23 protein-coding genes are annotated in these 26,133 nt (G+C 60.5%); 13 read left to right on the forward strand and 10 right to left on the reverse strand.

Annotation, left to right across the window (positions count from 1 at the left end; genetic code table 11):
- Nucleotides 1-31: 31 nt before the first annotated feature.
- From ispC to rpsB, 7 genes are all read right to left on the reverse strand, one after another.
- Nucleotides 32-1,222 carry a 1-deoxy-D-xylulose-5-phosphate reductoisomerase gene (gene ispC, locus ASD70_RS21840; protein WP_056847434.1) on the reverse strand — a complete coding sequence of 397 codons (1,191 nt, stop codon included), beginning with the start codon at nucleotides 1,220-1,222 and terminating at the stop codon, nucleotides 32-34.
- The gene (locus tag ASD70_RS21845) at nucleotides 1,219-2,025 is read right to left on the reverse strand and encodes a phosphatidate cytidylyltransferase (protein WP_046071286.1); all 807 of its coding nucleotides are present in this window, start codon (nucleotides 2,023-2,025) and stop codon (nucleotides 1,219-1,221) included. The genes ispC and ASD70_RS21845 overlap by 4 nt, the downstream gene beginning before the upstream one ends.
- Nucleotides 2,026-2,781 (reverse strand): polyprenyl diphosphate synthase, encoded by a 756-nt coding sequence (gene uppS, locus ASD70_RS21850; RefSeq protein WP_005785713.1) that lies wholly within the window; start codon nucleotides 2,779-2,781, stop codon nucleotides 2,026-2,028.
- 17 nt (nucleotides 2,782-2,798) lie between these two features.
- The gene (frr, locus tag ASD70_RS21855; RefSeq protein ID WP_043049618.1) at nucleotides 2,799-3,356 is read right to left on the reverse strand and encodes a ribosome recycling factor; all 558 of its coding nucleotides are present in this window, start codon (nucleotides 3,354-3,356) and stop codon (nucleotides 2,799-2,801) included.
- Entirely contained in the window at nucleotides 3,353-4,096 is a 744-nt protein-coding gene (gene pyrH, locus ASD70_RS21860; RefSeq protein ID WP_003189161.1) for a UMP kinase, read from the reverse strand. The genes frr and pyrH overlap by 4 nt, the downstream gene beginning before the upstream one ends.
- 212 nt (nucleotides 4,097-4,308) lie before the next feature.
- Entirely contained in the window at nucleotides 4,309-5,172 is an 864-nt protein-coding gene (tsf, locus tag ASD70_RS21865; RefSeq protein WP_046071285.1) for a translation elongation factor Ts, read from the reverse strand.
- A 191-nt stretch (nucleotides 5,173-5,363) separates the two neighbouring features.
- Nucleotides 5,364-6,101 (reverse strand): 30S ribosomal protein S2, encoded by a 738-nt coding sequence (gene rpsB, locus ASD70_RS21870; protein WP_003219330.1) that lies wholly within the window; start codon nucleotides 6,099-6,101, stop codon nucleotides 5,364-5,366.
- Nucleotides 6,102-6,488: 387 nt separating this feature from the next.
- Between rpsB and map the strand changes: the two genes are divergently transcribed.
- The 3 genes from map (at nucleotide 6,489) to dapC (ending at nucleotide 11,398) form a co-directional block, all read left to right on the forward strand.
- A complete protein-coding gene (gene map, locus ASD70_RS21875) occupies nucleotides 6,489-7,271 on the forward strand; it encodes a type I methionyl aminopeptidase (protein WP_043049616.1) in 783 nt (260 codons plus the stop codon).
- 66 nt (nucleotides 7,272-7,337) lie between these two features.
- Nucleotides 7,338-10,040, forward strand: a complete 2,703-nt coding sequence (locus tag ASD70_RS21880) for a [protein-PII] uridylyltransferase (RefSeq protein ID WP_046071284.1) — start codon at nucleotides 7,338-7,340, stop codon at nucleotides 10,038-10,040.
- Nucleotides 10,041-10,198: 158 nt separating this feature from the next.
- On the forward strand, nucleotides 10,199-11,398 hold the full coding sequence (gene dapC, locus ASD70_RS21885; protein WP_056847435.1) for a succinyldiaminopimelate transaminase: 1,200 nt from the start codon (nucleotides 10,199-10,201) through the stop codon (nucleotides 11,396-11,398).
- Nucleotides 11,399-11,409: 11 nt separating this feature from the next.
- On the opposite strand, the gene ASD70_RS21890 is transcribed toward dapC, so the two are convergent.
- The gene (locus ASD70_RS21890; RefSeq protein WP_046071282.1) at nucleotides 11,410-13,053 is read right to left on the reverse strand and encodes a Na+/H+ antiporter; all 1,644 of its coding nucleotides are present in this window, start codon (nucleotides 13,051-13,053) and stop codon (nucleotides 11,410-11,412) included.
- 267 nt (nucleotides 13,054-13,320) lie between these two features.
- On the opposite strand from ASD70_RS21890, the gene ASD70_RS21895 reads away from it, so the two are divergent.
- The 4 genes from ASD70_RS21895 (at nucleotide 13,321) to ASD70_RS21910 (ending at nucleotide 16,378) form a co-directional block, all read left to right on the forward strand.
- Complete coding sequence (locus tag ASD70_RS21895; RefSeq protein ID WP_231984831.1) at nucleotides 13,321-13,629, forward strand: arsenate reductase; 309 nt, start codon at nucleotides 13,321-13,323, stop codon at nucleotides 13,627-13,629.
- Nucleotides 13,630-13,660: 31 nt separating this feature from the next.
- Nucleotides 13,661-14,695: a 2,3,4,5-tetrahydropyridine-2,6-dicarboxylate N-succinyltransferase gene (gene dapD, locus ASD70_RS21900; RefSeq protein WP_056847436.1), complete on the forward strand. Its 1,035-nt coding sequence runs from the start codon at nucleotides 13,661-13,663 to the stop codon at nucleotides 14,693-14,695.
- Nucleotides 14,696-14,762: 67 nt separating this feature from the next.
- Nucleotides 14,763-15,968, forward strand: a complete 1,206-nt coding sequence (locus ASD70_RS21905; RefSeq protein ID WP_056847437.1) for an aminotransferase class V-fold PLP-dependent enzyme — start codon at nucleotides 14,763-14,765, stop codon at nucleotides 15,966-15,968.
- Nucleotides 15,965-16,378, forward strand: a complete 414-nt coding sequence (locus tag ASD70_RS21910) for a SufE family protein (RefSeq protein ID WP_046071279.1) — start codon at nucleotides 15,965-15,967, stop codon at nucleotides 16,376-16,378. Before ASD70_RS21905 ends, ASD70_RS21910 begins: the two co-directional genes overlap by 4 nt.
- Nucleotides 16,379-16,509: 131 nt before the next feature.
- Here ASD70_RS21910 and tcdA read toward each other — a convergent pair whose 3' ends face one another.
- On the reverse strand, nucleotides 16,510-17,319 hold the full coding sequence (gene tcdA, locus ASD70_RS21915; protein ID WP_442965908.1) for a tRNA cyclic N6-threonylcarbamoyladenosine(37) synthase TcdA: 810 nt from the start codon (nucleotides 17,317-17,319) through the stop codon (nucleotides 16,510-16,512).
- A gap of 217 nt (nucleotides 17,320-17,536) precedes the next feature.
- Here tcdA and ASD70_RS21920 point away from each other — a divergent pair, with 217 nt between their 5' ends.
- The 4 genes from ASD70_RS21920 to ASD70_RS21935 all read left to right on the forward strand — a co-directional run bounded on the left by ASD70_RS21920 (nucleotide 17,537) and on the right by ASD70_RS21935 (nucleotide 22,632).
- The gene (locus ASD70_RS21920) at nucleotides 17,537-20,128 is read left to right on the forward strand and encodes a glycosyltransferase (protein ID WP_056847439.1); all 2,592 of its coding nucleotides are present in this window, start codon (nucleotides 17,537-17,539) and stop codon (nucleotides 20,126-20,128) included.
- A gap of 111 nt (nucleotides 20,129-20,239) precedes the next feature.
- Nucleotides 20,240-21,391: a succinyl-diaminopimelate desuccinylase gene (gene dapE / locus ASD70_RS21925; RefSeq protein WP_046071276.1), complete on the forward strand. Its 1,152-nt coding sequence runs from the start codon at nucleotides 20,240-20,242 to the stop codon at nucleotides 21,389-21,391.
- Nucleotides 21,391-22,200 carry a putative RNA methyltransferase gene (locus tag ASD70_RS21930; protein ID WP_056847440.1) on the forward strand — a complete coding sequence of 270 codons (810 nt, stop codon included), beginning with the start codon at nucleotides 21,391-21,393 and terminating at the stop codon, nucleotides 22,198-22,200. Before dapE ends, ASD70_RS21930 begins: the two co-directional genes overlap by 1 nt.
- A 54-nt stretch (nucleotides 22,201-22,254) precedes the next feature.
- The gene (locus ASD70_RS21935; RefSeq protein WP_046071274.1) at nucleotides 22,255-22,632 is read left to right on the forward strand and encodes a hypothetical protein; all 378 of its coding nucleotides are present in this window, start codon (nucleotides 22,255-22,257) and stop codon (nucleotides 22,630-22,632) included.
- 133 nt (nucleotides 22,633-22,765) lie between these two features.
- On the opposite strand, the gene ASD70_RS21940 is transcribed toward ASD70_RS21935, so the two are convergent.
- A complete protein-coding gene (locus ASD70_RS21940; RefSeq protein WP_003219353.1) occupies nucleotides 22,766-22,975 on the reverse strand; it encodes a cold-shock protein in 210 nt (69 codons plus the stop codon).
- 179 nt (nucleotides 22,976-23,154) lie between these two features.
- Here ASD70_RS21940 and plsB point away from each other — a divergent pair, with 179 nt between their 5' ends.
- Nucleotides 23,155-25,674 carry a glycerol-3-phosphate 1-O-acyltransferase PlsB gene (gene plsB / locus ASD70_RS21945; RefSeq protein WP_056847441.1) on the forward strand — a complete coding sequence of 840 codons (2,520 nt, stop codon included), beginning with the start codon at nucleotides 23,155-23,157 and terminating at the stop codon, nucleotides 25,672-25,674.
- A 51-nt stretch (nucleotides 25,675-25,725) separates the two neighbouring features.
- Entirely contained in the window at nucleotides 25,726-26,127 is a 402-nt protein-coding gene (locus ASD70_RS21950; protein WP_046071272.1) for a YbaY family lipoprotein, read from the forward strand.
- The last annotated feature ends 6 nt before the right edge of the window (nucleotides 26,128-26,133 follow it).

Below are 26,133 nucleotides of genomic sequence, written 5' to 3' on the forward strand. Positions count from 1 at the left end.
CAATGCCTGAAGGCTCGATCCCACCCACAGCCTAACGCGTATTGCGGCCCAGCCATTGTCCGGCCAGGGCTCGCGCCTTGGTATCCGCCTCAAACACGGCCCCCAGGTCATTCACCGCCACGACAGGCTCAAGGCCCAGGACGTCCTCGATGATACTCGCGATCTGCGGAAAGCGGATGCGCCGTTCGAGAAACGCCGCCACGGCCACTTCATTGGCCGCATTCAGCATCGCCGGCGCGGTGCCGCCCGCCTCGGCCGCCTGCCGAGCCAGGCGCAGGCATGGGAAGCGCTGCTCGTCCGGCGCTTCGAAGTCCAGGCGCGCCACCGCAAACAGATCCAATGGCGCTACGCCGGAATCAATCCGCTGCGGCCAGGCCAAGGCGTTGGCGATCGGTGTACGCATATCCGGATTACCCAGCTGCGCCAACACCGAACCGTCCACGTAATCGACCAGGGAATGGATCACGCTTTGCGGGTGAATCACCACCTCGACCTGGTCAGGCCGCGCATCGAACAACCAGCACGCCTCGATCAACTCCAGGCCCTTGTTCATCATGCTTGCCGAATCCACGGAGATTTTGCGCCCCATGGACCAGTTCGGGTGAGCGCAGGCCTGATCGGGAGACACATGTTCCAGCTCGGCCAACGGAGTCTGCCGGAATGGACCACCAGACGCCGTCAGTAGAATCCGGCGCACGCCGACCTGGTTCAAGCCGCGGGCAAAATCCCCGGGCATGCACTGGAAAATTGCGTTGTGCTCGCTGTCGAGTGGCAGCAGCACCGCACCGCTCTTGCGCACCGCCTGCATGAAGAGCGCCCCGGACATGACCAAGGCTTCCTTATTGGCCAACAGAATCTTCTTGCCTGCATCGACTGCAGCGAGGGTCGGGCGTAAACCCGCCGCACCGACAATCGCCGCCACGACGGTATCCACCTGCGCATCGGCTGACACCTGGCACAGCCCCGCCTCACCCACCAGGACCTGGGTGTCCAGCCCGGCAGCCCGCAGATCATCCTGCAAGCTACGGGCTGCCGCCGCCTCAGGCACCACGGCAAAGCGCGGCGCATGGCGCACACACAAGGCCAGCAACTCACTCAAGCGCGTGAAGCCGGTCAGGGCGAAAACCTGATAGCGATCAGGATGACGGGCAATGACGTCCAGGGTACTCAGCCCGACCGAGCCGGTCGCCCCCAGCACGGTGACCTGTTGCAGGCGGCTCACGAAGCGATCATCCACAGCAGCACAGCGAAGATCGGCAGCGCGGCAGTCAGGCTGTCGATACGATCCAGCACACCACCATGCCCTGGCAGCAGGTTACTGCTGTCCTTAATGCCGGCCTGGCGTTTGAACATGCTTTCGGTGAGGTCACCCACCACCGAGATGAACACGACGATAGCCGTGCCCAGCAAGGCCATGAAAATCTCCTTCACCGACCAGCCGCGTACCATACCGACTACCAGCGTGATCAGCAGCGTCAACGCCAAGCCGCCATACACGCCTTCCCAGCTCTTGCCGGGGCTGACGGCCGGGGCCAGCTTGCGCTTGCCGAAGGCACGGCCGGAGAAGTAGGCGCCAATGTCTGCGCCCCACACCAGCACCATCACCGCCAGGATCAATTCGTTACCGAGGGGGTAACGCTTGATTTCCACCAGCCCTTGCCAGGCCGGCAGCAGGATCAGCAGGCCAATCACCAGCTTGCAGGCCACGCTCGACCACTGGCCACTGGTGCGCGGGTAAGTCAGCACCAGGAATGTCGCCAACGCCCACCACAGCACTGCCGCACCCAGCACCCAAGGCGCAATGTCCGGCAGGATGTACATCAGGAACAACAGCACTGCGACCACTGCCGCATACGCCATACGCGGCAATTGGCCGCTGAAACCCGCCAGGCGCGCCCACTCCCAGGCTCCCAGCGTCACGACCAGGCCGATAAACAGCGCAAAGCCGGAACCTTCAAGCAGGAAAAAACCACACAAGGCAATCGGCAGCAGGATCAGCGCCGTGATGATTCGTTGTTTTAACATTTAAACCCGGGCTCCAGCTTCGATCTGCTCGCTCGTTTTACCGAAGCGACGCTGACGGGAAGCGAAATCAGCCAGCGCATTACGCATGGCATCGTGTTTGAAGTCCGGCCAGAACAGGTCGGAGAAGTACAACTCGGTGTATGCCAGCTGCCACAGCAGGAAATTGCTGATGCGATGCTCGCCACCGGTACGAATGCACAAGTCCGGCAACGGCAGGTCGCCAGTCACCAGGCAGGTTTGCAACAGTTCAGGCGTGATGTCGTCCGGTCGCAGGTGACCGGCCTGCACTTCGCGGGCCAGCCGTTGCGCTGCCTGGGCGATATCCCACTGGCCACCGTAGTTGGCTGCGATCTGCAGCACAAAGCGGTTACTGCCTGCGGTAATAGCCTCGGCTTCGCGCATGGCGGCTTGCAGTTCCGGGTGGAACCGCGAGCGATCACCAATGATGCGCAGACTGATGTTGTTGTCATTGAGGCGCTTGGCCTCACGACGCAGCGCCTTGAAGAACAGGTCCATCAAGGCGCTGACTTCATCGGCGGGCCGCTGCCAGTTTTCACTGGAGAAGGCGAACAAGGTCAACACTTCGACCTTGGCCTCAGCGCACACCTCAATCACTGCCCTTACCGCGTCAACACCCGCTTTATGCCCGGCAACACCCGGCATAAAGCGTTTTTTCGCCCAGCGATTATTCCCATCCATGATGATCGCGACATGGCGCGGCACCACGGAGGGCACAGTCTGCTTGGTCTTTTCCATGAAGGCGTCCTGACCCCTTATACGGCCATCAGGTCCTTTTCTTTTTCTTCGGTCGCCTTGGTGATCTGCGCTTCGGCGTCCTTGGTCAGCTTGTCGATATCAGCGACGGCACGACGCTCTTCGTCTTCGCTGATTTCCTTGTCCTTGACCAGCTTCTTCAGGTCACCCAATGCATCACGGCGGATGTTGCGCACGGCAACGCGCGCATCTTCAGCGGCACTGCGTGCCTGCTTGGTGAAGCCTTTACGGGTTTCCTCGGTCAGGGCAGGCATGGAGATCAGCAACAACTCGCCCAGGTTGGTCGGGTTGAGGTTCAGGCCGGCGCTCTGGATCGCTTTGTCTACAGCAGCAAGCATGTTGCGCTCGAAAGCCACGACTTGCAGGGTACGCGAGTCCTTGACGGTGACGTTGGCCACGCTGCTCAGAGGAGTGTCAGCGCCGTAGTAAGGCACCATCACGCTGCCCAGGATGCTCGGGTGCGCCTTGCCGGTACGGATCTGGCCAAATGCGTGGCTCAGGGATTCCAGGGATTTCTGCATACGCGCCTGGGCGTCTTTCTTGATTTCATTGATCATTGTTGGCCTTCCTCGATCAGAGTCCCTTCTGCGCCGCCGTGTACGATATTCAGCAGGGCGCCGGGCTTGTTCATGTTAAATACGCGCAACGGCATTTTGTGGTCGCGGCACAGGCAGATAGCCGTCAGGTCCATCACGCCCAGCTTGCGATCCAGCACTTCATCGTAGGTCAGATGATCGAACTTCTCGGCATGCGGGTCTTTGAATGGGTCTGCAGTGTATACGCCGTCTACCTTGGTCGCCTTGAGCACCACGTCGGCATCGATTTCGATCGCGCGCAGGCACGCAGCCGAGTCGGTGGTAAAGAATGGGTTACCAGTGCCGGCAGCGAAGATCACCACTTCCTTGGAATTCAGGTGGCGCATGGCTTTGCGTCGATCATAGTGATCAGTCACGCCAACCATGGAAATAGCCGACATCACGATGGCCGAGATGTTGGCGCGCTCCAGGGCGTCGCGCATGGCCAGGGCGTTCATCACAGTGGCCAGCATGCCCATGTGGTCGCCGGTGACCCGATCCATGCCAGCCGCACTCAGTGCCGCACCACGGAACAGGTTGCCACCACCAATCACCAGGCCGACCTGCACGCCGATACCGACCAGCTGGCCGACTTCCAGCGCCATGCGGTCAAGCACCTTGGGGTCGATCCCGAACTCTTCCGAGCCCATCAGGGCCTCGCCGCTGAGCTTGAGTAGAATGCGTTTATAGCGAGCCTGATAACCACTGCCCTGCTGAGCCATTGCGAATCTCTCCTGCGGCGTATTTTTTTAAAAAATTCTTGGCGAGCCGTTTACGGCTTGCGTTCACTCTAGCTGGACGCTATCACAGCGCCATCGGAACACGGCTTTGTAAGCCAGTTCCGAGAGGAAACCAAATAAAATTGGCCTTCCCATTTGAAAAGAGGCTGCGCGCGTGAGCGGGCAGCCTCTTTCGGCGACAGTCTGGAACTGTCTTATTGCTTGGCGGCAGCCAGCTGGGCAGCAACTTCTTCAGCGAAGTTGTCGACCGGCTTATCGATGCCTTCGCCTACTTTGAAGTAAGTGAAGGAAACGATTTCAGCACCGGCTTTCTTGGCCAGTTCGCCCACCTTGATTTCAGGGTTCTTGACGAACGCCTGTTCAACCAGGCTTGCTTCAGCCAGGAACTTGCTGATACGGCCCTTGACCATATTCTCAACAATGTTTTCTGGCTTGCCTTTGATTTTTTCTTCGTTCAGCTGCAGGAATACCGCTTTTTCGCGCTCGATCGCTTCGGCAGAAACTTCCGAAGGCAGCAGGAACTCAGGGTTGCTGGCTGCAACGTGCATCGCGATATCTTTGGCCAGCTCAACGTCGCCGCCTTTCAGAACAACCGCTACACCGATCTTGTTGCCGTGCAGGTAACCACCAACGACATCACCTTCAACGCGAACCAGGCGACGGATATTGACGTTTTCGCCAACCTTGCCGACCAGTACCAGGCGATCAGCTTCTTGAGCTTCGATCAGAGGCTCAACAGTGGTCAGCTTGTCAGCGAAGGCTTTCTCGACGCTGGCAGCAACGAATGCCTTGAAGTCATCCTGCAGGGCCAGGAAGTCGGTCTGCGAGTTCACTTCCAGCAGAACGGCGGATTTACCGTCTTCCTTCAGGGCGATGGCGCCTTCAGCAGCGACGTTGCCTGCTTTCTTGGCAGCCTTGATGGCGCCGGAAGCACGCATGTCATCAATGGCTTTTTCGATGTCGCCGCCGGCCTTGGTCAAGGCCTTTTTGCAATCCATCATGCCTTCGCCGGTACGCTCACGCAGTTCTTTAACCAACGCTGCAGTAATCTCTGCCATTTCAAAATCCTCTTGGATAGGTTTTCAACCATTCCACCCGATCAAACGGGCGATCAATTCTTCCCGAATCTCCGTTGTAGGCCGCTGCACGTTACAAAGAATGTAGCTGCGCTGCCGACAAATGGTTTTCGAGGTGGCAAAAAGGGGGCCAAGCCCCCTTTTTGCTTACTGAGTCAACGCCAGGGCGTCAGTTACTCAGCGGCAGCTACCGGAGCTTCTTCAACGAACTGCTCGGTACCACCAGCAACGTGGTTGCGGCCACGGATTACAGCGTCAGCCATCGAACCCATGTACAGCTGGATAGCGCGGATTGCGTCATCGTTGCCTGGGATGATGTAGTCAACGCCTTCCGGGCTGCTGTTGGTATCGACTACGCCGATAACCGGGATGCCCAGCTTGTTGGCTTCGGTGATCGCGATGCGCTCGTGATCAACGTCGATAACGAACAGTGCGTCAGGCAGACCGCCCATGTCCTTGATACCACCCAGGGAACGATCGAGCTTTTCCAGGTCACGAGTGCGCATCAGCGCTTCTTTCTTGGTCAGCTTGGCGAAAGTACCGTCTTCGGCTTGCACTTCAAGGTCACGCAGACGCTTGATGGAAGCACGGATGGTTTTGAAGTTGGTCAGCATGCCGCCCAACCAGCGGTGATCGACGTACGGCGAACCGCAACGTGCTGCTTCTTCAGCAACGATCTTGCCAGCGGAACGCTTGGTGCCGACGAACAGGATCTTGTTTTTGCCCTGGGCCAGGCGCTCTACGAAAGTCAGTGCTTCGTTGAACATTGGCAGGGTTTTTTCAAGGTTGATAATGTGGATCTTGTTACGCGCGCCGAAAATGTACTTACCCATTTTCGGGTTCCAGTAACGGGTCTGGTGACCGAAGTGCACACCGGCCTTCAGCATATCGCGCATGTTGACTTGGGACATGATAGTTCCTTAATAAGTCGGGTTTGGCCTCCACGTATCCCAATGACCAACCAGCGGCATCAAGGCCTCCGGCACCCAGGTCATCGTGTCGACACGTGTGTGGATTTAAGCTTCGCGGGGTATCCCCGGAAAGCGGCGCATTTTATACCACAGCATCGACAAAAACGAAACCCGCAATCACATTTGCCCCGCCGCCTTTAGCCAAACCCTTGAATAGAGCCACCCTGGCGCTACCTTGATAGAGAGAAGCGATCACCAGACGCTCATGATTTGACACCATCGTCTGTTAGAATTGCGTTTTTTGGGACTTGCGCGAATGCTTCACCCCTTTGTCGCGCCCCCCGTGAACCGTATTGATTTCAGCGCGTCGCGCTAGAGAGAGCCTGTATGACCGTTACCTTGAAAACCGCCGAAGACATCGCAGGCATGCGCGTTGCCGGCAAACTGGCTGCCGACGTGCTGGAAATGATTGCCGAACACGTCAAGCCCGGTGTCACCACCGAGGCGCTGGACCGTATCTGCCACGACTATATAGTCAACGTGCAAAAAGCCATCCCTGCCCCACTGAACTACAAAGGCTTCCCCAAGTCGATCTGCACCTCGATCAACCACGTGGTCTGCCACGGGATTCCCGGTGACAAGCCGCTGAAGGATGGCGACACCCTGAACATCGACGTCACCGTGATCAAGGATGGCTACCACGGCGACACCAGCCGTATGTTCCACGTCGGCAACGTGCCGGTGTGGGCCGAGCGCCTGTCCCAGGTCACCCAGGAATGCATGTACAAGGCTATCGAGATCGTCAAGCCTGGCTGCCGCCTGGGTGACATCGGCGAAGTGATCCAGAAGCACGCGGAAAAGAACGGCTTCTCGGTCGTGCGCGAATTCTGCGGCCACGGCATCGGCAAGGTGTTCCACGAAGAGCCGCAGATCCTGCACTACGGCAAGGCCGGCACCGGCATGGAACTCAAGGCCGGCATGACCTTCACCATCGAGCCGATGATCAACCAGGGCAAGGCCGACACCAAGGTGCTGGGCGACGGCTGGACCGCCATTACCAAGGACCGCAAGCTCTCGGCCCAGTGGGAACACACCCTGCTGGTCACCGACACCGGCTACGAGATCTTCACCCTGCGCGCCGACGACACAATCCCTCGCGTCTCTGCGTAAAAAGGCTGTGCTGGTTTTCCCACGCTGTGCTGTGACTGACTATTAGATAGAAAGGAAAGCCGATCGATGCCCCAGGTGGATCCCGAACTCTTCGACCGCGGCCAGTTCCAGGCCGAGCTGGCACTGAAGGCGAGCCCCATCGCCGCCTTCAAGAAGGCCATCCGTCAGGCCCGCGAGGTGCTCGACGCGCGCTTTCGCAGCGGTCGGGACATCCGTCGCCTCATCGAGGATCGCGCCTGGTTCGTCGATAACATCCTGCAAAAGGCCTGGGAACAGTTCAGCTGGAGTGCAAACGCCGATATCGCCCTGGTGGCTGTCGGCGGCTACGGTCGCGGCGAACTGCACCCCTACTCCGACATCGACCTGCTGATCCTGCTGGACAGCGCCGACCATGAGATCTTTCGCGATTCTATCGAGCGTTTTCTGACGTTGCTGTGGGACATCGGCCTGGAGGTCGGCCAGAGCGTGCGCTCGGTAGCCGAGTGCGCCGAAGAAGCCCGCGCCGACCTGACGGTGATCACCAACCTGATGGAAAGCCGCACCATCGCCGGCCCCGAGCGCCTGCGCCAACGCATGCTCGAAGTCACCAGCACTGCACACATGTGGCCGAGCAAGGATTTCTTCCTGGCCAAGCGCGCCGAACAGAAGGCGCGGCACCACAAGTACAACGACACTGAATACAACCTGGAACCCAACGTCAAAGGCTCCCCGGGCGGGCTGCGGGATATCCAGACGATTTTGTGGGTGGCGCGCCGCCAATATGGCACGCTGAACCTGCGCGCCCTGGCCGGCGAGGGCTTCCTGGTGGAAAGCGAAAACACTCTGCTGGCCTCGTCCCAGGAGTTCCTGTGGAAGGTGCGCTACGCCCTGCACATGCTGGCCGGACGTTCCGAAGACCGCCTGCTGTTCGATCACCAGCGCTCCATCGCCACCCTGCTGGGGTTTGAAGGCGAAGACGCGAAGACCAGCATCGAAAGCTTCATGCAGCAGTATTACCGGGTGGTCATGAGCATTGCCCAGCTCAGTGACCTGATCATCCAGCACTTCGAAGAGGTGATCCTGGCTCCCGAAGACGAAGCGCCGCCGCAGCCGATCAATGCGCGCTTCCAGCTGCACGATGGCTATATCGAGGCACGCAACGACAACGTGTTCCGCCGCACCCCGTTCGCCATGCTGGAAATCTTCGTACTAATGGCCCAGCAGCCGGATATCAAAGGCGTGCGTGCCGATACCATTCGCCTGCTGCGGGAAAACCGCCACCTGATCGACGACGAATTTCGCAACGACATCCGCAACACCAGCCTGTTCATCGAGCTGTTCAAGTGCCGCATCGGCATCCACCGCAACCTGCGGCGCATGAACCGCTACGGCATCCTCGGGCGCTATCTGCCGGAGTTCGGCTTTATCGTCGGGCAAATGCAACATGATCTGTTCCACATCTATACCGTCGACGCCCACACCCTGAACCTGATCAAGCATCTGCGTAAGTTGCAGTACACCCAGGTGTCAGAGAAATTCCCGCTGGCCAGTAAGCTGATGGCCAAACTGCCCAAGCCCGAACTGATCTACCTGGCCGGCCTGTATCACGATATCGGCAAGGGCCGGCATGGCGATCACTCGGAAATTGGCGCGGTGGACGCCGAAGCCTTCTGCCAGCGTCACCAGTTGCCCCTGTGGGACAGCCGCCTGATTGTCTGGCTGGTGCAAAACCACCTGGTGATGTCGACCACTGCCCAGCGCAAGGATTTGTCCGACCCGCAGGTGATCCACGATTTCGCGGGAGTCGTCGGCGATGAAACCCGCCTCGACTACCTGTATGTGCTGACGGTCTCCGACATCAACGCCACCAACCCCACGCTGTGGAATTCCTGGCGTGCCAGCCTGTTGCGCCAGTTGTATACCGAGACCAAGCGCGCCCTGCGCCGCGGCCTGGAGAACCCGGTGGATCGCGAAGAACAGATCCGCCGCACCCAGAGCGCGGCCCTGGATATCCTCGTACGCGGTGGCAACGACCCGGACGACGTCGAGCAACTCTGGTCGCAACTGGGTGACGATTATTTCCTGCGCCACACCGCCGGCGACGTAGCCTGGCACAGCGACGCGATCCTGCAGCAACCGGCCGATGGCGGCCCTTTGGTGCTGATCAAGGAAACTACCCAGCGCGAATTCGAAGGCGGCACGCAGATCTTCATCTACGCGCCGGACCAGCACGACTTCTTCGCCGTGACCGTGGCCGCCATGGACCAGCTCAACCTGAACATCCATGACGCCCGGGTCATCACCTCCAGCAGCCAGTTCACCCTCGACACCTACATCGTGCTCGACACCGACGGCGACTCGATTGGCGACAACCCGGCGCGGGTGAAAAAGATCCGCGAGGGCCTGACCGAAGCCCTGCGCAACCCGGACGATTACCCGACCATCATCCAGCGCCGGGTGCCGCGCCAGCTCAAGCATTTTGCCTTTGCGCCCCAGGTGACCATTTCCAACGATGCCCAGCGCCCGGTAACGGTGCTGGAGCTCAGCGCACCGGACCGCCCAGGCCTGCTGGCACGCATCGGCGGGATCTTTCTGGAGTTCGACCTGTCATTGCAGAACGCCAAGATTGCGACCCTTGGCGAGCGGGTGGAAGACGTGTTCTTTATTACCGATGCCGACAACCAGCCGCTGTCCGACCCGGAACTGTGCCGACGTTTGCAGGACGCCATCGTCCAGCAATTGAGCGTGACCCAGGAACCTGGCGTTGAGCTGACGCGCCTGACCATTTGAACACCCGGCTTATTGTGGGAGGGGGCTTGCTCCCGATAGCGGCGGGTCAGCAACAAAGAGATCAACTGACAGGCCGCTATCGGGAGCACGCCCCCTCCCACCTTTAGATCTGCTTTGTCCGGCCCATCGCATTACAACTGAATTAAACGAGATCTTCGATGAACAACGCCCTTAACCAGTTGCAGCCCTACCCCTTCGAGAAATTGCGCGCTTTGCTCGGCAGTGTCACGCCGAACCCGGACAAACGCCCGATCGCGCTATCCATCGGCGAGCCCAAGCACACGTCGCCAGCATTCGTTGCCGAGGCGTTGAGCAACAATCTCGACCAGATGGCGGTGTACCCCACCACCCTGGGCATCCCGGCACTGCGCGAAGCCATCGGCGCCTGGTGCGAACGCCGCTTCAACGTGCCCAAGGGCTGGTTGGACCCGGCGCGTAACATCCTGCCAGTCAACGGCACCCGTGAAGCCCTGTTCGCCTTTACCCAGACCGTGGTCAACCGCGGCGATGATGCGCTGGTGGTCAGCCCGAACCCGTTCTACCAAATCTACGAAGGCGCTGCGTTCCTCGCCGGCGCCAAGCCGCACTACCTGCCGTGCCTGGATGCCAACGGCTTCAACCCGGATTTCGAGGCGGTTTCGCCGGATATCTGGAAACGCTGCCAGATCCTGTTCCTGTGCTCGCCAGGCAACCCGACCGGCGCGCTGATCCCGGTGGGCACCCTGAAAAAACTCATCGCCCTGGCCGACGAATACGACTTCGTGATCGCCGCCGACGAGTGCTACAGCGAGCTGTACTTCGACGAACAAACCCCGCCGCCGGGCCTGCTCAGTGCCTGCGTCGAGCTGGGGCGCCAGGACTTCAAGCGTTGCGTGGTATTCCACAGCCTGTCCAAGCGCTCCAATCTGCCAGGCCTGCGCTCGGGCTTCGTGGCCGGTGATGCCGACATCCTCAAGAGCTTCCTGCTTTACCGCACCTACCACGGCTGCGCGATGCCGGTGCAAACCCAACTGGCAAGCATTGCCGCCTGGCAGGACGAAGCCCACGTCCAGGCCAACCGCGACCTGTATCGCGAAAAGTTCGACGCGGTGCTGGCGATCCTCAAGCCGGTACTGGACGTACAAAGCCCGGACGGCGGTTTTTATTTGTGGCCGAACGTGAATGGCGATGATGCCGCTTTCTGCCGTGATTTGTTCGTAGAGGAACACGTGACCGTGGTGCCGGGCTCTTACCTGTCGAGGGACGTGGATGGCGTCAACCCAGGCGCCGGGCGTGTGCGCATGGCGTTGGTTGCACCGCTAGCTGAATGCGTGGAAGCGGCCGAGCGGATTCGAGACTTTATCCAACGGCGCCGATAAAGGCCCATGGGTCACTTCATGTGGCCCAGGTTCGCCTCGCTCATATCCAATTCTGCCAGCACTTCCCTCAAAACGTCATCGCCAATCTGGTGATGACGGCTCAAGCTATATAGCTCCAGGCGTTGTGCACGCAGGGCCTTGAGCCGCAGTTTGCGCTCCAGCTGATCCATCTGTTGCGCCAGCGCCTGGGCTTCGGCCGAATCATTGAAAACCTCCAGTTGGTGGCGGTATTCCGACATCAGCCGGGCCTTCAGCTCCGTAGCCAATGCAGCCTGGGCCGCATCCGACGGTTCGGCCTCTGCGGGCTCCTCAGCCTCGAGAGCATGAATTGCCGCCACGGCAGTCTTTTTCCACGCCTCGCGCACCTCGTTATGGCGCTTTTCATCCGGGCTCTTCTCTACGCCGCGCAATAGCAGCGGCAGCGCAATACAGGCAGCAACCAGCGACAACAGGATCACTCCCGCCGCGATAAAGATCAGCAAGTCGCGCTCAGGAAAATCCTGCCCCGGCGCCAACAGCAACGGCACCGACATGACACCGGCCAAGGTCACTGCCCCGCGTACACCGCCGACGGTCAACAACCAGCAGGAACGGGCGGTGGGCACCAGGGTGAGCGCACTTTTCCCACGCAGCCTGCGGAGCAAGCCCGACAGGCGCCAGATGCTTTGCACCCAGATAAAACGTAATACCACCAGCACCAGGAAGATCGCCACCACATCCAGGCAGCGATACAACAGGGTGGGCCACAGCGTGGTTTCGTGACTCACCACCGCCTTGATGATGTCCGGCAATTGCAAGCCGAGCAGCAGGAAGATCAGGCCGTTGAAGGCGAATTCCAGCAACGACCAGACACTGCGATTGAGCAAGCGCGTACTGGTCTGGCGTGGCAGCAGGTCCAGCCAGCTCTGCATCATGCCCGCCGCCACCGCCGACAAAATGCCCGAAGCGCCCAGGCGCTCGGCCAGCACGTAGGCAGCAAAGGGCAGCAATAGCATGAACACCACATGGGTCGCCGGATCATCCCAGCCCCGCGCGATCATCCAGGCGCGCAGGCGGCCGACCAGCCAGCTCAACGCCACGCCGACCGCCAGGCCACCCACGGCGACCAACACAAACGTCAGGCTGGCATCCGCCAAGGAAAACACCCCGGTCAACGCCGCCGCCAGGGCGAACTTGAAGGTCACCAGGCCCGACGCGTCGTTCATCAGCGCCTCGCCTTGGAGCATATGCATCAGTGGCTTGGGCAAACGGTTCTGGGAAATGGCCGACACTGCCACAGCATCCGTCGGTGATAAAACTGCTGCCAGGGCGAAGGCCACCGGCAACGGAATCGTCGGCAATATCCAGTGAATGAAATAGCCGGCGCCAACCACGGTGAACAATACCAGCCCTACCGCCAGCGTCAGGATTGGCCCGCGCAGACGCCACAATTCGCGCTTGGGCATGCGCCAGCCATCCGAGAACAGCAGTGGCGGCAGGAACAAAAACAGGAACAGCTCCGGGTCCAGGGCCACATGCAGCCCCAGCGTGGGCCAGGCCAACAAGGCTCCGGCGGCAATCTGCACCAGCGGCAGGGGCAGAGGAATGACACGCCCGACAAGGCGCGAAACGCTGACCAGCATCAGCAGGATAAGAACGGTATAGGCAGTTTGCATAACGCGGGTTTCCCGGACAATCGACTTGCAACGACACACGTGAGGCAACAACTGGCCGTTGAAGTGCCATATTACCCAGCTATGTTACCCGCTCATGCTACGCGCAGGCTTTTGCACAAAAGTCGCAGAGTGTTGACGAGCGGCGCCGAAACTTGCTGGTCGTGGCATAATCCGTGACCTTTCATTTTCGTACGTCCAAAGGGGGGCAATTCCTTGACCGCTTCAAGCAAAACCTTGCACCTTTTCGGCATCAAAGCCTGCGACACCATGAAAAAGGCGCGCACCTGGCTCGATGAGCACGCGGTGAGCTACGAGTTCCATGACTACAAAACGGCCGGTATCGACCGCGAACACTTGACCCAATGGTGCAACGAGCACGGTTGGCAGGTGGTTTTGAACCGTGCGGGCACCACCTTTCGCAAACTCGAAGACGAACGCAAAGCCGATCTCGATCAGTCGAAAGCCATTGAATTGATGCTCGCACAACCCTCGATGATCAAGCGCCCGGTGCTCGATCTCGGTGACAGAACCCTGATTGGCTTCAAGCCAGAAAGTTATTCGGCGGCCCTCAAGTAGGCCAGCCTTCCATTTTTGTAGAGGTAACAGCATGTCCAATTCCCTGTTCAGCCTGGGCTTCGGCGTCGGCACTCAGAACCGCCAAGGTGCTTGGCTGGAAGTGTTTTACGCACAACCGTTGCTCAACCCGTCGGCAGAAATCGTTGCGGCCATTGCGCCGATCCTGGGTTACACCGAGGGTAACCAGGCGATCACGTTCACCATCAGCCAGGCGCTGCAACTGGCAGATGCACTCAAGAACGTCGACGCCACCCAAGCCGCGCTGCTAAATCGCCTGGCTGAAAGCCATACGCCGCTGGTCGCTACCTTGCTGTCCGAAGACGCCGCGCTGACTTCCACGCCTGAGGCCTACCTCAAGCTGCACCTGCTGTCCCATCGCCTGGTCAAGCCCCACGGCCTGAACCTGGCCGGCGTATTCCCGCAATTGCCGAACGTGGCCTGGACCAGCCAAGGTGCCATCGATATCAACGAACTGGCCGAACGCCAACTGGAAGCGCGCCTGCGTGGCGAGCTGCTGGAAGTGTTCTCGGTGGACAAATTCCCGAAAATGACCGACTACGTGGTACCGGCCGGCGTGCGTATCGCCGATGCCGCGCGTATCCGCCTGGGCGCCTACGTGGGCGAAGGCACCACCGTGATGCACGAAGGCTTCGTCAACTTCAATGCCGGCACCGAAGGCCCGGGTATGATCGAAGGCCGCGTATCGGCAGGCGTATTCGTTGGCAAAGGCTCGGACCTGGGCGGTGGCTGCTCCACCATGGGCACCCTGTCAGGCGGCGGCAATATCGTGATCAAGGTGGGCGAAGGCTGCCTGATCGGCGCCAACGCCGGTACCGGCATCCCGTTGGGCGATCGCAACACCTTGGAGTCGGGCCTGTACATCACCGCCGGCACCAAGGTTGCCCTGCTGGACGAGCAGAACCAATTGGTCAAGGTGGTCAAGGCGCGCGAACTGGCTGGTCAACCAGACCTGCTGTTCCGCCGCAACTCCGTGACCGGTGCCGTGGAATGCAAAACCCACAAATCGGCCATCGAACTGAACGAAGCGCTGCACGCTCACAACTAAGCAGCCACTCGATGCCACTAGCGGGCCGCACCTCCGGGGCGGCCCGCTTATACGAGTCTTGATCACCATGCTTGTGCCCTCCCCCTGGCGCGCCGATTTCCCGGCCATCGCCACCCTGCAACGGCAAGACCAGACCTATCTGGACAACGCCGCCACCACGCAAAAGCCCCAGGCCCTGTTGGATGCGATCAGCCATTACTACGCCAATGGCGCCGCCAATGTGCACCGCGCCCAACATTTGCCAGGAGCCCATGCGACCCAGGCCTTTGAAGACAGTCGAAGCAAGGTCGCACAGTGGTTGAACGCAGGTGACAGCGGGCAGATCGTGTTTACCCACGGCGCGACCTCTGCGCTGAACCTCCTGGCCTACGGCCTGGAGCACTTATTCAATGCGGGCGATGAGATTGTCATCAGCGCCCTCGAACACCACGCCAACCTGTTGCCCTGGCAGCAACTGGCCAAGCGTCGCGCGCTCAAACTGGTGGTAATGCCCCTGGGTGATGACGGGGTGATCGATCTTGCGGCCGCCGCCGACTTGATCGGCCCGCGCACGCGCCTGCTCGCCGTAAGCCAGTTATCCAACGTACTCGGCGCCTGGCAGCCGTTGGAGGCCTTACTGGCGATGGCCAAAGCAAACGGCGCCTTGGCCGTGGTGGATGGCGCCCAAGGCATCGTCCATGGCCGCCATGATGTGCAGGCCTTGGGCTGCGACTTCTATGTATTTTCCAGCCACAAACTCTACGGCCCCGACGGCGTAGGCGTGCTATTTGGCCGCAATGAAGCCCTGCATCACCTGCGTCATTGGCAATTCGGCGGCGAGATGGTGCAACAGGCGGATTACCAGAGCGCCAGTTTCCGTCCCGCGCCCTTGGGGTTCGAGGCTGGCACGCCGCCGATTGCCAGCGTGATCGGCCTGGGGGCGACCCTCGATTACCTGAGTTCCCTGGATCAGCCCGCCGTTATCGCCCATGAAGCGGCGTTGCACGACTACCTGTTGCGTGGGCTTAAAGCACGCAAGGGCGTACGCGTACTCGGATCGCCGCAAGTGGCGTTGGTCAGCTTTGTGGTGGACGGTGTGCACAATGCCGACCTCGCTCACCTTCTGACCGAGCAAGGCATTGCCGTGCGCGCCGGTCATCATTGCGCCATGCCGTTGCTCAAGGCGATGCAGTTGTCGGGGGCCATTCGCGTCTCCCTGGCGCTCTACAACGATTCCGACGACCTGGAGCGCTTGTTTGAAGCGCTGGACCAGGCACTGGACATGTTGCGATGAACTTGCCAGTTGACGCAGCAGCGGCACTCGAAGCGTTCCAGGCCGTCGGCAGCTGGGAGCAACGGGCCCGTATGCTGATGCAATGGGGCGAGCGGCTACCCGTACTGGCTGATGACGAAAAGGTTGAAGCCAACCTGGTGCATGGCTGCGAAAGCCTGGTATGGCTGGTGGGGCGCTTGCAGGACGGCCATTGGCAGTTTGCTGCCAGCAGCGAGGCGCGAATGATTCGTGGGTTAGTGGCGTTGCTGCTGGCGCGGGTCAATGGGTTGTCGGCGGCGCAGTTGCAGGCGGTTGATTTGCCTGGTTGGTTCAATCAACTTGGGCTTTCCCGCCAGCTTTCACCGTCGCGCAGCAATGGCCTGAATGCCGTGTTGCAGCGCATGCGTGAATTAAGCCGTACACACAACTAAATCTGGGGAGGGGGCTTGCTCCCGATAGCGGTGGATCAGGTACATATATCAATCTGACACACCGTAATCGGGAGCAAGTCGAATCGTCGCACCGCCCTTCCCACATTTGGATCTATGTTCGACAGTGGGATCTAGGTGGGCTTGACCCGTTCCGAAGGTCTGCGCACTCCTGCCACGATCTTGTCCACCGCCTTGGTCGCCGCCACCATGCCGAACGTGGCGGTCACCATCATCACCGCGCCAAACCCTCCTGCGCAGTCAAGCTTGACCCCATCACCGACAAAACTCTTCTGCAAACAGATGCTGCCATCCGGCTTGGGATAGCGCAGCTGCTCGGTGGAAAACACGCAGGGCACGCTGTAATGACGGGTCACCGTGCGCGAAAAGCCATAGTCGCGGCGCAAGGTAGAGCGCACTTTCGAGGCCAGGGGGTCATTAAAGGTACGGTTCAGGTCGCACACCTGGATCAATGTCGGGTCAATCTGCCCGCCGGCGCCGCCGGTGGTAATGATCTGGATCTTGCGGCGCTTGCACCAGGCGATCAGCGCCGCCTTGGCGTTGACGGCGTCGATGCAGTCGATCACGCAGTCGATGTTCGGGGTGATGTACTCGGCCATGGTGTCGCGAGTGACGAAATCCGCCACGGCATGCACGCTGCAACCCGGGTTGATGCCTCGCAGGCGCTCGGCCATTACCTCGACCTTGGGCTTGCCCACGGTGCTGTCCAGGGCATGCAGCTGCCGGTTGCTATTGCTGACACAGACGTCGTCCAAGTCAAACAGTGAAATCTCGCCCACCCCGCAACGGGCAATCGCTTCCGCCGCCCAGGAGCCTACGCCGCCGACGCCGACAATTGCCACATGGGCCGCTTTCAAGCGTTCCAGGCCCTCAATGCCGTACAAGCGGGCGACGCCTGCAAACCGCGGATCTTCTGTACTCATGATCATTACCCCAAAAACCGGCGCGCATTATGGACTACAGAGCGACAAGTTCGAAGCTTCCAGCTACAAGTAAAGAACTTAGGTGAACTTTCGCAGACTAACGTCCGGCTTTTCCTTGTCTGCTATACGCTCAGGGAGGGGCCGGTGTAGGATGCGCGCCGTTCGGCGTAGGCCGACACCTCTTTTCGTTCCACACCTTTTGGAACCCGAAATCGCCATGTCATCGCGTAAATTTGGACTCAACCTGGTGGTAGTGCTGGCAATTGCCGCGCTGTTCACCGGCTTCTGGGCGCTGATCAACCGCCCGGTCACTACCCCCAACTGGCCTGAACAGATCTCCGGGTTTTCCTACTCGCCGTTCCAGCAGGGCCAGTACCCGCAGAAGAACCAGTTCCCCACTGACGAACAGATGCGTCAAGACCTGGCGATCATGAGCAAGCTGACGGACAACATCCGTACCTACTCGGTCGACGGTACCCTGGGTGACATCCCCAAGCTGGCCGAAGAGTTCGGTCTGCGCGTGACCCTGGGGATCTGGATCAGCCCGGATCTTGAACGCAACGAGCGTGAAATCCAGCGCGCCATCGAAATCGCCAACACCTCGCGCAGTGTTGTGCGCGTGGTGGTCGGCAACGAAGCGTTGTTCCGTAAAGAAATCACCCCCGAAGACCTGATCGTACTGCTCGACCGCGTACGCGCCGCGGTAAAAGTGCCGGTGACCACCTCCGAGCAATGGCACATCTGGGAAAAGAACCCGCAACTGGCCAAGCACGTTGACCTGATTGCCGCGCACATCCTGCCATTCTGGGAATACATCCCGATGGACAAGGCCGGCCAATACGTTATTGACCGCGCCAAAGACCTGAAGAAAGCCTTCCCGAAAAAACCGCTGCTGCTGTCGGAAGTTGGCTGGCCGAGTAACGGCCGTATGCGCGGTGGCAATGAATCGTCCCCGGCCGACCAGGCGATTTACCTGCGCACGCTGGTGAACAAGCTCAATCGCCAGGGTTACAACTACTTCGTAATCGAAGCCTTTGACCAGCCTTGGAAGGTCAGCGACGAAGGTTCGGCGGGCGCCTACTGGGGCGTGTTCAACGCCGCACGCCAGCAGAAATTCAATTTTGAAGGCCCGGTGGTAGCAATCCCGCAATGGCGCGTGCTGGCCATCGGCTCGGTGGTGCTTGCACTGCTGTCCCTGACCCTGTTGATGATCGACGGTTCGGCCCTGCGCCAGCGTGGTCGTACCTTCCTGACCTTTATCGCGTTCCTGTGTGGGTCGGTGCTGGTCTGGATCGGCTACGACTACAGCCAGCAATACAGCACCTGGTTCAGCGTCACCGTGGGCATTCTCCTCGCTCTGGGCGCCCTCGGTGTGTTTATCGTGTTGCTGACCGAAGCCCACGAACTGGCAGAAGCAGTCTGGACCCACAAGCGTCGGCGTGAATTCCTGCCGGTGATCGGGGATTCGCACTACCGCCCGAAAGTGTCGATCCATGTGCCGTGCTACAACGAGCCGCCGGAGATGGTCAAACAGACCCTCGACGCCCTGGCCGCCCTCGATTACCCGGACTACGAAGTTCTGATCATCGACAACAACACCAAGGACCCCGCGGTGTGGGAGCCGGTGCGTGACTACTGCGAAACCCTGGGCCCGCGCTTCAAGTTCTTCCACGTCGCCCCTCTGGCTGGTTTCAAGGGTGGCGCGCTGAACTACCTGATCCCGCACACCGCCAAGGACGCCGAAGTGATCGCGGTGATCGACTCGGACTACTGCGTGTCGCCCAACTGGCTCAAGCACATGGTGCCGCACTTCGCCGACCCAAAAATCGCTGTGGTGCAGTCGCCCCAGGATTACCGCGACCAGAACGAAAGCACCTTCAAGAAGCTCTGCTATGCCGAATACAAGGGCTTCTTCCATATCGGCATGGTCACCCGCAACGACCGCGACGCGATTATCCAGCACGGCACCATGACCATGACTCGCCGTTCGGTGCTCGAAGAGCTGGGCTGGGCCGACTGGTGCATCTGTGAAGACGCCGAACTGGGCCTGCGCGTGTTCGAGAAAGGCCTGTCAGCGGCCTATTACCACGACAGCTACGGCAAGGGCCTGATGCCGGATACCTTTATCGACTTCAAGAAACAGCGTTTCCGCTGGGCCTATGGTGCGATCCAGATCATCAAGCGTCATACCGCCAGCCTGTTGCGCGGCAAGGGCACCGAGCTGACCCGCGGCCAGCGCTACCACTTCCTCGCCGGCTGGCTGCCGTGGGTGGCCGATGGCATGAACATCTTCTTTACCGTCGGCGCGCTGTTGTGGTCGGCGGCAATGATCATCGTGCCGACGCGGGTCGACCCGCCGTTGCTGATTTTCGCCATCCCGCCCTTGGCGTTGTTTGTGTTCAAGGTCGGCAAGATCATCTTCCTCTACCGTCGTGCGGTAGGCGTGAACTTGAAAGATGCGTTCTGCGCGGCGCTGGCCGGGTTGGCGTTGTCCCATACCATCGCCAAGGCAGTGTTGTATGGCTTCTTCACCACCAGTATTCCGTTCTTTCGTACGCCGAAAAACGCGGATAACCACGGCTTCTGGGTGGCGATCTCCGAAGCCCGCGAAGAAATGTTCATCATGCTACTGCTGTGGGGCGCAGCGCTGGGGATCTACCTGGTACAGGGCCTGCCCAGCAATGACATACGCTTCTGGGTGGTGATGCTGCTGGTGCAATCGCTGCCGTACGTGGCGGCGCTGATCATGGCGTTCCTGTCGTCGCTGCCCAAGCCGGCATCGAAGGCTGAGCCTGTGACTGCGGTGTAAAAACTTGCGCAATGCACTAAACGGCGGCCTCTGGCCGCCGTTTTGCTATAAGATAACGGCCCTTTTGTGTGCCCGCCCCGCTCTTCCAAATACGCTTTCCGGAGTTTCACCATGACGGCCCATGCCGACCTTTCGCCGACCCTTCAACTTGCCATCGACCTGATCCGTCGCCCATCGGTCACGCCGGTCGATGCCGATTGCCAGAAGCTGATGATGCAGCGCCTGGGCGACGCCGGTTTTGCACTTGAACCGATGCGCATCTTCGACGTGGACAACTTCTGGGCCACCCACGGCAAGCATGAAGGCCCGGTGTTGTGCTTCGCCGGTCACACCGACGTAGTACCGACCGGCCCGGTGCAGGCCTGGCAGAACGACCCGTTCGATGCGTTGATCGATGAAAATGGCATGCTCTGCGGGCGTGGCGCGGCGGACATGAAAGGCAGCCTGGCGGCGATGCTGGTGGCGGCGGAACGCTTCGTCACCGACTACCCGGACCACAAGGGTTCGGTGGCCTTCCTGATCACCAGCGATGAAGAAGGTCCGGCGCACCACGGCACCAAGGCTGTGATCGAACGCCTGGCGGCACGCAAGGAGCGCCTGGACTGGTGCATCGTCGGCGAACCGTCGAGCACCACCCTCGTCGGCGACGTAGTCAAGAATGGCCGTCGCGGCTCCCTCGGCGCCACCCTGACCGTACGCGGTGTACAGGGCCACGTGGCCTACCCGCACCTGGCGAAGAACCCGATCCACCTCGCCGCGCCGGCCCTGGCGGAACTCGCTGCCGAGCACTGGGATGACGGCAACACCTTCTTCCCGCCGACCAGCTTCCAGATTTCCAATCTCAACTCCGGCACCGGCGCGACCAACGTGATCCCCGGTGACCTGACGGCGGTGTTCAACTTCCGCTTCTCCACCGAGTCCACCGTCGAGGGCCTGCAACAACGGGTTGCGGCGATCCTGGATAAGCATGGCCTGGACTGGCATGTGGACTGGGCGCTGTCGGGCCTGCCGTTCCTCACCGAGCCGGGGGCTCTGTTGGATGCGGTATCCGCCAGCATCAAGGCGATCACCGGGCGCGAGACCAAGGCGTCCACCAGCGGCGGTACCTCCGATGGGCGCTTTATTGCCACCCTGGGTACCCAAGTGGTCGAACTGGGCCCGGTCAACGCGACGATCCACCAGGTCAACGAGCGCATTCTCGCCAGCGACCTGGATGTACTGACCGAAATCTATTACCAGACCCTGATCAAGTTGCTCGCCTGATGCTTGCCTGCCCCATTTGCAGCGCACCGCTCAACGCGGTGGACAATGGCGTGGTCTGCCCGGCCGGGCACCGTTTCGATCGCGCGCGCCAGGGTTACCTGAACCTGTTGCCGGTGCAGCACAAGAACAGCCGCGACCCGGGCGACAACCTGGCCATGGTCGAGGCACGCCGTGACTTCCTCAACGCCGGGCACTACGCCCCGGTGGCCAAGCGCCTGGCCGAGCTGGCCGACGAGCGCGCACCGCAGCGCTGGGTCGACATCGGCTGTGGCGAGGGTTACTACACCGCGCAAATCGCCGAGGCCCTGCCCAACGCCGATGGCTATGCCCTGGATATCTCCAAGGAAGCGGTCAAGCGTGCGTGCAAACGCAACCCAGACCTAACTTGGTTGATCGCCAGCATGGCCCGTGTGCCATTGGCCGATGCCAGCTGCCAGTTCCTCGCCAGTGTGTTCAGCCCCTTGGACTGGCAAGAGGCCAAGCGCCTGCTCAGCCCCGGTGGCGGCTTGATGAAGGTCGGCCCCACCAGCGGCCACTTGATGGAACTGCGCGAGCGCCTGTACGACGAAGTGCGCGAGTACACCGACGACAAACACCTGGCCCTGGTGCCGGACGGCATGAGCCTTGCGCACAGTGAAACCCTGGAGTTCAGCCTGAGCCTGGCCGCCCCCAAGGACCGCGCCAACCTGCTGGCGATGACGCCCCACGGCTGGCGTGCCAGTGCCGAGCGTCGCAGCGAGGTGATCGAGGCGGTTGAGCCACTGCTGGTCACTGTGTCGATGCGCTACGATTATTTCGTGCTTCAATAACCGCCTTTCAAGCATCCGCGAATGGATTTTCGAATCCCGCAACGAGGAACATCCATGCGCCAACCTGATATTGAGATTTACCTGAAAGACGCCGACGTCGATCACAAGGCCATCGCCGCCTGGCTCGGCGGCGCCCTGGGCCCGTGCACCGACTGGGTCCAGAAAGGCCAGACCTACAAGTGCAAGGCCGGCAGCGTGCCGGTCACCTGGCTGCCGAAAGCCGTCGGCAAGTGGAACAGCCTGTACCTGGAAAGCGACCAGACCCCGTGGGAAGACGACATCGCCTGCGCCCGCGCTGCGTTCGCCGCGCTGAACGTCGAAGTGCGCTGTGCACCGGGGACGTGGGTTGAGGAGGAAGGTGAGGAAAGTGCCGATACCTGGATTCGCATCAGCGTAGACGGTGAAGAACAGATCACCTGGAAAACCACCTGATCCTGGTCTGTAAATCCAATCAAAAGTGTGGGAGGGGGCTTGCTCCCGATAGCGGTGGGTCAGTCACTGAATACATTGACTGATACTCTGCCATCTGGAGCAAGCCCCCTCCCACATTGGTTCAGTGGTGAACTTACAAACCGACCACATCCTCGGCCTGCAAGCCCTTCTCACCCGTCACCACGGCATACTCCACCTGCTGGCCTTCGGCCAACGAACGGTGGCCTTCACCGCGAATGGCGCGGTAGTGCACAAAAACATCCTTGCCATCTTCCCGTTGAATAAAGCCGTAGCCTTTTGCATCGTTGAACCACTTCACATTGCCCGTTTCGCGCGTTGCCATCAGTTCACTCCCACTTGGTTTTTATTGTTGAGTCGGTGCATTGAACTGCCGAGTATAAGACAGGCTCAAAAACCATCAACTCAAGTTTACATCGCTGCTTTTTTGCCGATTTTTGGCGAATACGGCACACTATCCGCCCGAGCGCCTGCTCGGTTTTTTCCACTTGAAGCAGTTCGCCTATGACCCGCTCCCCGTTCCGCCGTCTGGTGTTTGGCACCTTGCGCCGACTGTTGTACCTCTGGGTTCGCTCGGAGACGATCAACCAGTCGTCCCTAACCCTTAACCTGGACCGCAGCCGGCCGGTTTTCTACGTCCTGCAATCACCCTCCCTCACCGAATTGGCTGTGGTCGATACCGAGTGCACCAAGGCCGGCTTGCCGCGCCCGGTGCTGCCAGTCTCAGTGGGGCCGTTGCTGGAGCCCGCAGCGTTTTTCTACCTCACGCCGGATCCGGACTGGCTCGGCCGCCAGGACAAGCGCGGCGCACCGCCCACCCTGACGCGCCTGGTCAACACCCTCGCCGAGCACGCCGAAGAGAATGCACAAATCATTCCGGTCAGCGTGTTCTGGGGACAATCCCCGGAGAGCGAGTCCAGCCCATGGAAATTGCTGTTCGCCGACAGCTGGGCCGTCACCGGGCGCCTGCGCCGGTTGTTGAGCATCCTGATCCTGGGGCGCAAGACCCGGGTGCAATTCTCCGCGCCTATCAACCTGCGCGAATTGATCGAGCACAATAAAGGGCATGAACGTACCGTGCGCATGGCCCAGCGCATCCTGCGTGTGCACTTTCGTAACCTGAAGACCGCGGTGATCGGCCCCGACCTGTCCCACCGACGTAACCTGGTGAAGGGCCTGGTCAATATGCCGCTGGTCCGCCAGGCCATCCTGGATGAGGCTGAACGGGAGAAGATCAGCCCGGAAAAAGCCAAGGTCCAGGCCCTGCGCTATGGCAACGAGATTGCCTCGGACTACACCTACACCGCGATCCGCTTCCTGGAAGTGGTACTGAGCTGGTTCTGGAACAAGATCTACGACGGCATCAAGGTCAACAACATCGAGGGCGTGCAGAAGGTCGCCCAAGGCTACGAGGTGATCTACGTACCTTGCCACCGCAGCCATATCGACTACCTGCTGCTGTCTTACCTGCTGTTCAAGAATGGCCTGACCCCACCGCACATCGCCGCCGGGATCAACCTCAACATGCCGGTGATCGGCAGCCTGCTGCGCCGTGGCGGGGCGTTTTTCATGCGCCGCACCTTCAAGGGCAACCCGCTGTACACCTCGGTGTTCAATGAATACCTGCACACCCTGTTCACCAAGGGTTTCCCGGTGGAGTATTTCGTCGAAGGCGGCCGTTCGCGCACCGGGCGCATGCTGCAACCGAAAACCGGGATGCTGGCGATTACCCTGCGCAGCTTCCTGCGCTCCTCGCGCATGCCAATCGTGTTCGTACCGGTGTATATCGGCTATGAACGCGTGCTCGAAGGCCGCACCTACCTGGGCGAACTGCGCGGCGCGAGCAAGAAGAAAGAATCGATCTTCGATATTTTCAAAGTGGTCGGCGCCCTCAAGCAGCGCTTTGGCCAAGTCGCCGTCAACTTCGGCGAACCGATCAAGCTGGCCGAATTCCTCGACGCAGAACAACCGGATTGGCGCGCCCAGGAACTGGGCCCGAACTATAAGCCGGCCTGGCTCAACGAAACCACCAACCGCCTCGGCGAGCAGGTGGCGCGGCACTTGAACGAAGCTGCAGCGATCAACCCGGTGAACCTGGTGGCCCTGGCACTGCTGTCGACCACACGCCTGGCCCTGGATGAGCAAGCCATGGCGCGTCAGTTGGACCTGTACCTGGCGCTGTTGCGCCGCGTGCCCTACTCGCCCCATACCACCCTGCCGGAAGGCGATGGCCTGGCGCTGATCAAGCACGTCAAGGACATGAAGCTGCTGTCGGAACAGAGCGACGCCCTGGGCAAGATCGTCTACCTGGACGAACAGAACGCCGTCCTGATGACCTACTACCGCAACAACGTGTTGCACATTTTTGCCCTGCCGGCGTTGCTCGCGAGCTTCTTCCAGAGCAGCTCGCGGATGAGCCGCGAACAGATCCTGCGCTACACCCGCGCGCTCTACCCGTACCTGCAATCGGAGCTGTTTATTCGCTGGTCGCTGGAAGAGTTGGACACCGTGGTCGACCAGTGGCTGGACGCGTTTGTCGAACAAGGCCTGCTGCGCTTCGAAAACGCTGTGTACCTGCGCCCGGCCCCGAGTTCGCGGCAGTTTGTGCTGCTGACGCTACTGTCCAAGAGCATCGCCCAGACCCTGCAGCGCTTCTACATGGCGATCTCGCTGCTGCTCAACAGTGGCCAGAACAGTATCAGCGCCGAAGAGTTGGAAGACCTGTGCACGATCATGGCCCAGCGCCTGTCGATCCTGCACGGCCTCAACGCCCCGGAATTCTTCGACAAGAGTCTTTTCCGACATTTCATCCAGACGTTGCTGGAGCAAGATGTGCTGCGCCGCGATGAAGCTGGCAAACTGAGCTATCACGACCTGCTTGGCGAACTGGCCGAAGGCGCGGCCAAACGCGTGCTGCCGGCCGATATTCGCCTGTCGATCCGCCAGGTCGCCTTGCACCGCGTGGATGGCGCCGCCGAGGGATCGGCCGAAGCGGATGCGGTGCCCCCTAAAGAAAGCCGTTAGATTGACTGAGGCGCCGGGCGGATTCCGGCGCCGTTGAAAAGGAGCTGCACCATGAAAAAGATCATCCTCCTTGGCCTGACAGCCCTGCTCGGAGCCTGCCACTCGATGACCCCAACCCCGAAGGCCAGCCTCGACGGCGAAGTGTTCTACCTGCAACGCATTGCCCTGCCGCCTGCCGCCACACTGAGCGTCAGCCTGCAAGACGTGTCCCTGATGGACGCTCCGGCCGTGACCCTTGCCGAACAGAAAGGCCCGGTCAAAGGTCAGGTGCCGCTGCCGTTTCACCTGAGCTATGACCCGGCCCAGGTCAAGCCTGGCCACACCTACTCGGTGAGCGCTCGCATCGAGCTGGACGGCAAGCTACTGTTTATCACCACCGAGCGGCACGCCGTGCACCTCAATGGCCAGGATCCCCAACCGCTGCGCCTGCGGGTTGATGCGGTCGCACATTAATAATTT

Source organism: Pseudomonas sp. Root569 (assembly GCF_001427465.1).
GTDB classification, from domain to species: domain Bacteria; phylum Pseudomonadota; class Gammaproteobacteria; order Pseudomonadales; family Pseudomonadaceae; genus Aquipseudomonas; species Aquipseudomonas synxantha.

Excerpts from the sequence above, each read along its gene's own strand:
- ASD70_RS21845 (WP_046071286.1), bottom strand. The coding sequence starts at position 2,025 with ATGTTAAAACAACGAATCATCACGGCGCTGATCCTGCTGCCGATTGCC.
- uppS (WP_005785713.1), bottom strand. The coding sequence starts at position 2,781 with ATGGAAAAGACCAAGCAGACTGTGCCCTCCGTGGTGCCGCGCCATGTC.
- frr (WP_043049618.1), bottom strand. The coding sequence starts at position 3,356 with ATGATCAATGAAATCAAGAAAGACGCCCAGGCGCGTATGCAGAAATCC.
- pyrH (WP_003189161.1), bottom strand. The coding sequence starts at position 4,096 with ATGGCTCAGCAGGGCAGTGGTTATCAGGCTCGCTATAAACGCATTCTA.
- tsf (WP_046071285.1), bottom strand. The coding sequence starts at position 5,172 with ATGGCAGAGATTACTGCAGCGTTGGTTAAAGAACTGCGTGAGCGTACC.
- rpsB (WP_003219330.1), bottom strand. The coding sequence starts at position 6,101 with ATGTCCCAAGTCAACATGCGCGATATGCTGAAGGCCGGTGTGCACTTC.
- map (WP_043049616.1), top strand. The coding sequence starts at position 6,489 with ATGACCGTTACCTTGAAAACCGCCGAAGACATCGCAGGCATGCGCGTT.
- ASD70_RS21880 (WP_046071284.1), top strand. The coding sequence starts at position 7,338 with ATGCCCCAGGTGGATCCCGAACTCTTCGACCGCGGCCAGTTCCAGGCC.
- dapC (WP_056847435.1), top strand. The coding sequence starts at position 10,199 with ATGAACAACGCCCTTAACCAGTTGCAGCCCTACCCCTTCGAGAAATTG.
- ASD70_RS21890 (WP_046071282.1), bottom strand. The coding sequence starts at position 13,053 with ATGCAAACTGCCTATACCGTTCTTATCCTGCTGATGCTGGTCAGCGTT.
- ASD70_RS21895 (WP_231984831.1), top strand. The coding sequence starts at position 13,321 with ATGAAAAAGGCGCGCACCTGGCTCGATGAGCACGCGGTGAGCTACGAG.
- dapD (WP_056847436.1), top strand. The coding sequence starts at position 13,661 with ATGTCCAATTCCCTGTTCAGCCTGGGCTTCGGCGTCGGCACTCAGAAC.
- ASD70_RS21905 (WP_056847437.1), top strand. The coding sequence starts at position 14,763 with ATGCTTGTGCCCTCCCCCTGGCGCGCCGATTTCCCGGCCATCGCCACC.
- ASD70_RS21910 (WP_046071279.1), top strand. The coding sequence starts at position 15,965 with ATGAACTTGCCAGTTGACGCAGCAGCGGCACTCGAAGCGTTCCAGGCC.
- tcdA (WP_442965908.1), bottom strand. The coding sequence starts at position 17,319 with ATGAGTACAGAAGATCCGCGGTTTGCAGGCGTCGCCCGCTTGTACGGC.
- ASD70_RS21920 (WP_056847439.1), top strand. The coding sequence starts at position 17,537 with ATGTCATCGCGTAAATTTGGACTCAACCTGGTGGTAGTGCTGGCAATT.
- dapE (WP_046071276.1), top strand. The coding sequence starts at position 20,240 with ATGACGGCCCATGCCGACCTTTCGCCGACCCTTCAACTTGCCATCGAC.
- ASD70_RS21930 (WP_056847440.1), top strand. The coding sequence starts at position 21,391 with ATGCTTGCCTGCCCCATTTGCAGCGCACCGCTCAACGCGGTGGACAAT.
- ASD70_RS21935 (WP_046071274.1), top strand. The coding sequence starts at position 22,255 with ATGCGCCAACCTGATATTGAGATTTACCTGAAAGACGCCGACGTCGAT.
- ASD70_RS21940 (WP_003219353.1), bottom strand. The coding sequence starts at position 22,975 with ATGGCAACGCGCGAAACGGGCAATGTGAAGTGGTTCAACGATGCAAAA.
- plsB (WP_056847441.1), top strand. The coding sequence starts at position 23,155 with ATGACCCGCTCCCCGTTCCGCCGTCTGGTGTTTGGCACCTTGCGCCGA.
- ASD70_RS21950 (WP_046071272.1), top strand. The coding sequence starts at position 25,726 with ATGAAAAAGATCATCCTCCTTGGCCTGACAGCCCTGCTCGGAGCCTGC.